We start from the raw sequence: 8,289 nt of genomic DNA on the forward strand, positions 1-8,289 counted from the left end.
GTGCATCGGCGGGCGCAGGGGTTGCCGGCGGTCTCGCTGGGCTGGGGTCTGTGGGACCAAGCCAGCGACATGACCGGGCGACTCGACACCGTCGACTTCGCGAGGTTCGCCCGCGACGGCGTCGTGGCCATGCCCTCGACCGAGGCACTCCAGTTGCTCGACACCGCACTGGCTGTCGACCAGCCGTTCGTGCTGCCGGCCCACATCGACGTCAAAGCGTTGCGTGTCAAATTCGACGGCGGGACGCTGCCGCCGATGTTCGTCGATCTCATCAACGCGCCGGCGCGCCGTCAGGTCGACGACTCGCTGGCCGCCGCCAAGTCGAAATCCGCTCTGGCGCAACGCCTGGCAGGGCTGTCCGAGGACGAGCAGCATGCGCTGCTGCTGGACCTGGTGCGCTCACACATCGCGACCGTGCTGGGCACCGTCACACCGGAGGCGATCGACCCGGACAAGGCGTTCCAGGAGTTGGGCTTTGACTCGCTGACCGCGGTGGAGATGCGTAACCGGCTCAAAGCCGCCACCGGGCTGGCGCTGTCACCCACCCTCATCTTCGACTACCCCAACTCGGCGGCGCTGGCCGGATACTTCCGCCAGGAACTGCTCGCCGCCGGCCAGACCGCCGACAAGCCGGCGCCGGGGGAGGCGGAGATCCAGCGCGTCGTGGCGTCCATCCCGGTCAAACGGCTCCGCCAGGCCGGGGTCTTGGATCTGCTGCTCAGCCTCGCCAACGAGAACCCCGGCACGGGAACCGCCCCGGCCAGGGAGAAGGACATCGCGGAGATGGATCTCGACGATCTGGTCAACGCGGTGCTCCTCGACGACGACTAGCCATGCGGATCGTCGTCACCGGAGCAAGCGGCGTCGTCGGTCGCGGCATCGTGGGGCGGCTGCTCGCTGCCGGTCACGAGGTCGTCGGCGTCGCCCGGCACCGGACCGAAAGCTGGCCCAGCGCAGCAACGTTCGTGCCGGGTGACATTCGCGACGCCGCAGTGGTACGGCGCGCCGTCGTCGGCGCCGACGTCGTCGCCCACTGCGCGTGGGCCGACGACCCGGCGCGTCACCACGTCAACGTCGGCGGCACAGCCACCGTGCTCGACGCCATGGCGACGGCGGGCACCCGGCGCATCGTGTTTCCCTCGTCAGCCCACGTCTACGGCGCCCACCGGGCCGCCCGCCCACCGGTGACCGAAGACGATCCACTGCAACCGGTTTCGGACGAGGGCCGCGACAAGGTGCGCGCCGAAGAGCTGCTGGCCGCCTGCGGGGCCGAATGGGTGGCGCTCCGCTGCGCGGTCATCCTGGGCCGCGACATCGACAACCGGGTGCGCCGGCTGCTGGCGTCCCCGTTCCTGCCCGACGGAATCGCTGGTCGCACCCTGCAAGTGGTGCACACCGACGACGTGCACCGGATGTTCCTGCGCGCGATCCTCGACACCGGGATGGGCAGTGGGCCGGTCAACCTGGCCGCGCCGGGCGAGCCGACGTTCGCCGCGCTCGCGGCCACGTTGGGCCGGCCGACGGTCCCGGCGGCGAATCGGCGGTTGGCGGCGCTGCTGAGCGCCCCGACGATGGACATCGCACGGCTGCAGAACGATTGGCGATTCACCCCGTCCTGGCGCGGCGAGGAGTGCGTGGACGACGTCGCCCTGGCGGTGCGTGGGCGTGTCGCGCTGGGCCGGCGGCTGGTGTCGCTGCCGTGGCGGCTGACCCATGTTCAGCAGGTTCCCGCGGTCGACGCGCCCGCCCCGGACGGCACGGTTCCCCGGCTCGCCGGGCCCGACGGCGGCAACGGCGAGTTCGACACCCCGATCGACCCGCGCTTCCCGACGTTTGTGGCCACCAACCTGTCCGAGGCGCTGCCCGGACCGTTCTCGCCGTCGTCGGCGTCGGTCGCCGTGCGCGGTTTGCGCGCCGGCGGCGTGACCATCGCCGAGCGGTTGCGGCCGGGCGGGCTGATCCAGCGGGAAATCGCGACCCGTACCGTCGGTGTGTTCGCGCACCGGCTCTACGGCGGCATCACCGCCGGACATTTCATGGCCGAGGCGGTGCCGTTCGTCGACCCCGCGAGCGTCGTCGCCGACAGCCAGTTCTTCGGCCCGAGCGTGGCGGCCCTGCCGGTCTTCGGCGAACACCGGCTACTGCGTGAATCACGCGGCCTGCCAAGGCAATTGCGCACCCTCCGCAACGCCGGAGTGTTCGGCGTCAACCTGGTGGGCCTGAGCGTGGGCTGCGGCTCGGATACCCGGCGCTACGTCGCCGACGTCGACCGCCTCGAACGCCTGGCCGGCGACGACACCGCAGCGCTGGACGACCGACGGCTGCTGAGCCTGATTCTGCTGGCGCGCGACCACGTGGTGCACGGCTGGGTGCTGGCCGCCGCGTCGTTCATGCTGTCCGCCGCCTACAGCGTGATCCTGCGCGGGCTGACCGGCCGCCAGATCGCGCCGCCCGCCGGGCCGGACCTGATCAGCGCGCGGCCACTGGCGGCGGTGTATCGGCTTGCGGTTGCGGCACAACGTGATCCGGATGTCGTGGGCCTGCTCGCCGAGCCGGGTCAGCCCCTCGACGTGCTGGCCGAACGCGCACCGGCGTTTCACGCCGCGGTGCTCTCCGAGTTGGCGCTGATCGGACATCGCGGACCCGCCGAAGTCGAGATGTCCTCCGCCAGCTACGCCGACAACCCCGACCTGCTGGTGGCGATGGTCGCGAAATCGCTGACGGCGCCGTCGAGGCCGCAGCCGCACCGGCCGCCCATCCCGCCGCAGGCCCGCGCCGTCGCAGCGCTGGCCGCGCGCCAGCTGCGCGACCGGGAAGAGCGCCGCGACAGAATGGTCCGCGCCATCTGGCTGCTGCGCGGTCTGCTGCGCGAATACGGCCGCCGCCTCGCCGAATCCGGCGCTCTGGCACGCCCCGACGACGTGTTCTACCTGCTCGTCGACGAACTCGACGCGCTGCCCGCCCGCGTCCGCGACGTCGTGGCCGGGCGCCGCGCCGAACGGCAACGACTGCGCGGCGTGGTTCCGCCACCGATGTTCAGCGGCAGCTGGCAGCCGGTCACCGCGCTCGCGGCGGTGCTGACCGCCGGAGAGACCCTGCGCGGCCTCGGTGTGTGCGGCGGCCGGGTTCGCGGCCGGGTCCGTGTCGTCAGGCCGGAGACCATCGACGAGCTGGAGCCCGGGGAGGTCCTAGTCGCGGTGGTCACCGACGTCGGCTATACCGTCGCCTTCTCCCACGCCGCCGCGGTGGTCACCGAGCTCGGCGGCCCGATGTCGCACGCCGCCGTGGTCGCGCGGGAATTCGGCATCCCCTGCGTTGTCGACGCCCAGGGCGCCACCCGGCGGCTGGCGCCGGGCGCCCTCGTCGAGGTCGACGGCGGCACCGGCGAGATCCACCTGCTGACCGACGCCGAAATCAGCGGCGGCGCGGACGAAGTCGAGAACACCGTGCGATGACGCGGAGCCCGGCATGGCGCCGGGCGAACGGCCGCGCGGCGATTCCGCGCACCTCCCGCGAAGGCGGTGCGTGGGTTCGCTAACGTCAGGTGATGCACAAGCGCACCGTCCGTGTCATCACTGCTGCCGGCGTCGTCGAAGGGTTCAGCCGCGACGGCGTGCGCCGCTGGCGGTCGATTCCCTACGCCCGCCCGCCGGTGGGTGCGCTGCGGTTCCGGGCGCCGCAGCCGGCCGAGCCGTGGTCGGGGGTGCGGCCCTGTCACCGGTTCACCGCGTGTGCCCCGCAAGAACGCCGCTACACGATGATCGGCGTCGGGAAGTACCAACCCATGAGCGAGGACTGCCTCACCCTCAACGTGGTGACACCGCATGCATCCGGCCGCGAGGCGCTGCCGGTGATGGTCTTCGTGCACGGCGGCGGATACATCCTGGGCAGTTCGGCCACCCCGCTGTACGACGGAGCGGCGCTGGCCCGTCGCGGCTGCGTGTACGTGTCGGTCAACTATCGGCTCGGCGCGCTGGGCTGCCTGGATCTGTCGTCGCTGTCGACACCGGACATCACCATCGACGGCAACTTGTTTCTGCGTGACCTGGTGATGGCGCTGCGCTGGGTTCGCGACAACATCGCCCAGTTCGGCGGCGACCCGGACAACGTCACCCTGTTCGGCCAGAGCGCCGGAGCGCACGCGGTCGCCGCGCTGCTCGCGACGCCGACGGCGCGAGGGCTTTTCGCCCGGGCGATTTCGGAGAGCCCCGCGACCGGTATGGCGCGTTCCCGGGCGCTCGCCGCGCAGTTCGCGGCGCGGTTCGCCGAGCTGCTCGGGGTGAGTCCGCAGGACGCGGCCGGCGTGTTGATGCGGGCCCCGGTGGCCGAGCTGGTGGCAGCGCAGCGCCGTCTCGTCGACGAGGGCGCCAAAGACATGCTCGGCGCCTTCCCGGTCGGCCCGACCGCGGGCGACGACTGCCTGCCGCTGGAACCCGTCGAAGCGATGCGGCGCGGTGCGGCACACCGGGTTCCGCTGATCGTCGGCACCACCGCCGACGAGGGCAGGCTGTTCACCCGTTTCCTGCCGCTGCTGCCCACCACCCGACCCATGGTGGAGGCGGTGCTGGCAAAAGCGGAACCCGCTGCGCGCGAACGGATTACCGCCGCCTACCCGGGTTATCCCAGCCGCTCGGCCTGCATCAGGCTGGGCGGCGACTTCGCGTTCGGTGCGGCCGCGTGGGAGATGGCCGAGGCGCACGGCAGCTACGCGCCCACGTATGTCTACCGTTACGACTACGCGCCCCCGATGCTGCGCTGGTCGGGTCTGGGCGCCACGCACGCCACTGAACTGCTGGCGGTGTTCGACATCTACCGCGGCACAGTCGGGGCGGTGCTCACCGCGGCGGCGGATCGGCGTTCGGCGCTGCGGATCAGCAGCGACGTGCAACGACGCTGGCGGTCGTTCAGCCGCACCGGCGTTCCCGGCGACGACTGGCCCGCCTACACCGGCACCGACCGCGCCGTGATGGTCTTCGACCGCACGTCCCGCGTCGAGTTCGACCCGCACGCCGAACGCCGGAGTGCATGGCGGGGCTTTTCGATGGCCCGCTGATGTGATTGCCTACGACACACCATGACCCCGCAACCCGATCACGTCCTCGAGGGACCCGCCGACCTCACCGCCGAATGGCTGACCGCCGCGATCGGCGCCGGCACCGTCGCCGATTTCGGCACCGAGCGCATCGGCACCGGCCAGATGAGCGAGTGCCATCGGGTCCGGCTGACTTACGCCGAGGCGGGCGACGGGCCGGCCTCGGTGGTGCTCAAGGTCGCGGCCAGCGACCCGGTGAGCCGGCAGACCGGCGTCGGGCTGGGCCTCTACGAGCGTGAGGTGCGCTTCTACCGCGACATCGCGCCGCGGCTGGCCGGGCCGGTCGCGCCGTGCTACCACGCCGCCGTCGACGCCGCGGCCGGTGTCTTCGACGTGCTGCTCGGCGACGCGAACCCGGCAGCCGTCGGTGACGAAATCCGCGGTGCCACCGTCGAACAGGCCCGCCTCGCGGTCACCGAGCTGGCCCGCCTACAGGCCCCGCTGCTCGGCGACTCCACCCTTGCCGACGCGCCGTGGCTCACCCGCGAATCGCCGATCAACCAGGCGCTGATCACGCAGCTGTACGCCGGCTTCGTCGACCGCTACGGCGACCAGATCACACCGCCGTGCCGCACCGTGTGTGACCGGCTGGTGGCGGCGTTTGACGCCCACCTGGCCGCCGACCACGGCATCGAGGGCCTGGTGCACGGCGACTACCGGCTGGACAACATGCTGTTCGGCGCCGCCGGCGCGGACCGTCGGCTGACCGTGGTCGATTGGCAGACGGTCACCTGGGGCTCGGCGATGACCGATCTGGCGTACTTCCTGGGCTGCGCGCTGCCGACGCCGGATCGCCGGGCACAGCACGACGGCCTGCTGCGTGCTTACCACGAGGCGCTCGGGCCGGACACGCCGATCAGCCTCGCCGACGTCCGCGACGGTGTCCGCCGGCAGAGCTTCTTCGGGGTGATGATGTCCATCGTGTCGTCGATGCTGGTGGAGCGCACCGAGCGGGGCGACGCCATGTTCATGACGATGCTGCAACGGCACTGCGACCACGTCCTGGACACCGACGCGCTGACGACGCTGCCGGCGCCGTCGAGACCCGAGCCGCTGCGTCCCGGGCCTGGCGACGAATCCGCCCACGCGCCGACGGGCGAGCCGCTGTGGAACGAAAGCTGGTACGCCGACTTCGTCGACGCCGCACAAGGATTGGGCGGCTGGGTGCGGATCGGCCTGACTCCCAACCAGCACAGTGCATGGCTGCACGCCGTGCTCTGCGGGCCGCAGATGCCGACCGTCGCCGTCGTCGATTTCGACGCCCCGCCGCCGGCCGATCCTTGGGAACTGCGCACCGCCACCGTCGGCTTCACCCACTCCGCGCAGGCGCCGCTGCAGACGTATCGCATTGTCCTGCAGGGGACGGGGCAGTCCTACGCCGACCCGGCGGCGCTGTTGCGGGGGGAACCCGGGACGCCGGTCGAGGTCGGCATGGATCTGACGTGGACCACCGACGGCACGCCGTACCGGTATCGGGTGGTCACCCGCTACGAGATCCCGTGCACGGTCTCGGGCAGCGTCACCGTCGGAGGCGCCGCGTACCCGGTGAACGCGACACCAGGACAGCGCGACCACTCGTGGGGCGTGCGGGATTGGTGGGGCATGGACTGGATGTGGAGTGCGCTGCACCTCGACGACGGGACCCACCTGCACGGCGTGGACATCCGCATCCCCGGAGCGCCCGCCGTCAGCATCGGCTACCTGCAGGCCGGCGACGGCACGCTCACTGAACTGGACCTGGTCGGTTCCCGGGACGAGTTCGCCGACAACGGATTACCGACGAGCGCGACGCTCAGCGTGAATCCGGGCGCCCTCACCGCGACCGTCGAGATGCGCGGCCACGCTCCATTGCGGTTGGTTGCCACCGACGGGCGGGTGAGCCGGTTCCCGCGGGCCTGGGGCACCGTCAGAACCGCCGACGGCCGCACCGGTGTGGGCTGGCTGGAATGGAACCGCAACGCCGGCACGCGGTGATTCCGCCGATCGTGGTGATGGGAGTGTCCGGCTCCGGGAAATCCACGGTGGGTGCGGCCCTCGCCCGGCGCCTCGGGGTGCCGTTCGCCGACGCCGACGACCTGCATCCGCAGTCCAACATCGCGAAAATGGTTGCTGGGCAACCACTTACCGACGACGACCGCTACCCGTGGCTGGAGGCGGCCGGGGAGTGGCTGGCACGCCACAGTGACGGCGGCGTGCTGAGCTGCTCGGCGCTCAAGCGAAAATACCGCGACCAGCTGCGCCGCCACCAGCCCGGCACCCTGTTCGTGCACCTGAGCGGCTCGCCGGAGCTGATCGCCGGCCGGCAAGCCGGCCGGACGGGCCACTTCATGCCGGCCGCGCTGCTGGCGTCGCAGGTGGAAGACCTGGAGCCGCTGGGTCCCGACGAGGACGGTGTCGTCGTCGACGTCGGCGCCAGTGTCGGCGCGATCGTCGGCACCGTCGTCGACACCGTGACGGGGCGCCGCCGCGCCGGCGGGGCCGAGTGAGCGATGTACCCGCTCGTGGCGGCGCTGGCGGTGACGCTGCACTTCGCGTTCATCGCCTACCTCGTCGTCGGCGGGTTCATCGCCGCGCGCTGGCGTCGCACCATCTGGTGTCACGTGCCCGCGGTGCTGTGGGGGATCGCGATCACTGTCGGACACCTCGACTGTCCGCTGACCTGGCTGGAACGGTGGGCGCGCCGGCACGGCGGGATGGCGCCGCTGCCGCCGGAGGGGTTCATCGCCCACTACCTCACCGGGGTGCTCTATCCCGCCCGCTGGGCGGGCGGAGTGCAGGCCGTGGTGTTCGCGGTGGTGGCCGCGTCCTGGGCGCTGTACGCATGGCGGGGCCGGGAGCGGCGTCGTGCCACCTGAACCGGGCCGGCGGCGGTTCTGGTCGGGGCCGACGAGCGGGAATCTCTCCACGAGACGCGGTAATGGCTCTCACAGCCCGCCATCGGCGAGTCGATCGCCCGGGCGGAAGACGACGTGGCGAGTGGTCGCACCTACGGCGAGGACGAGATCCGCGCAGGACGCGCAGGACGCGCAGGACGCGCAGGACGCGCAGGACGCGCAGGATAGGTGGGGCATGTCGGCGTCTTTGGTCGTGCGGACGCGTACCCGTTACCCTGACACGACCGTGCGGATCGTCTCTGCGGCTGATTTTCCACTACTACGGGAACTCCGCTGGACGGTGAATGCGCCGGGTCTGAGGCC

The 8,289-nt window shown here is 71.7% G+C and carries 6 protein-coding genes and 1 pseudogene; all 7 read left to right on the plus strand.

Features of this window, described 5'->3' with window-relative positions; genetic code table 11:
- Positions 1-831, plus strand: an 831-nt coding sequence (locus tag ABDW21_RS03120; protein ID WP_343603096.1) for a beta-ketoacyl reductase, incomplete at its 5' end; no start/stop codon positions are given.
- Positions 832-833: 2 nt separating this feature from the next.
- Complete coding sequence (locus ABDW21_RS03125; RefSeq protein WP_343710040.1) at positions 834-3,455, plus strand: NAD-dependent epimerase/dehydratase family protein; 2,622 nt, start codon at positions 834-836, stop codon at positions 3,453-3,455.
- 92 nt (positions 3,456-3,547) lie between these two features.
- Complete coding sequence (locus ABDW21_RS03130; protein WP_343710041.1) at positions 3,548-5,053, plus strand: carboxylesterase/lipase family protein; 1,506 nt, start codon at positions 3,548-3,550, stop codon at positions 5,051-5,053.
- A 21-nt stretch (positions 5,054-5,074) separates the two neighbouring features.
- A complete protein-coding gene (locus ABDW21_RS03135; RefSeq protein WP_343710042.1) occupies positions 5,075-7,066 on the plus strand; it encodes a phosphotransferase in 1,992 nt (663 codons plus the stop codon).
- Positions 7,039-7,578 carry a gluconokinase gene (locus tag ABDW21_RS03140; protein ID WP_343602255.1) on the plus strand — a complete coding sequence of 180 codons (540 nt, stop codon included), beginning with the start codon at positions 7,039-7,041 and terminating at the stop codon, positions 7,576-7,578. Before ABDW21_RS03135 ends, ABDW21_RS03140 begins: the two co-directional genes overlap by 28 nt.
- A 3-nt stretch (positions 7,579-7,581) precedes the next feature.
- On the plus strand, positions 7,582-7,947 hold the full coding sequence (locus ABDW21_RS03145; RefSeq protein ID WP_343602257.1) for a DUF2784 domain-containing protein: 366 nt from the start codon (positions 7,582-7,584) through the stop codon (positions 7,945-7,947).
- 3 nt (positions 7,948-7,950) lie between these two features.
- A pseudogene (locus ABDW21_RS03150) lies at positions 7,951-8,154 on the plus strand (hypothetical protein); the annotation flags it as partial.
- Positions 8,155-8,289 lie beyond the last annotated feature (135 nt).

It is taken from the genome of Mycobacterium sp., from assembly GCF_039583805.1.
Classification (GTDB): Bacteria; Actinomycetota; Actinomycetes; order Mycobacteriales; family Mycobacteriaceae; genus Mycobacterium.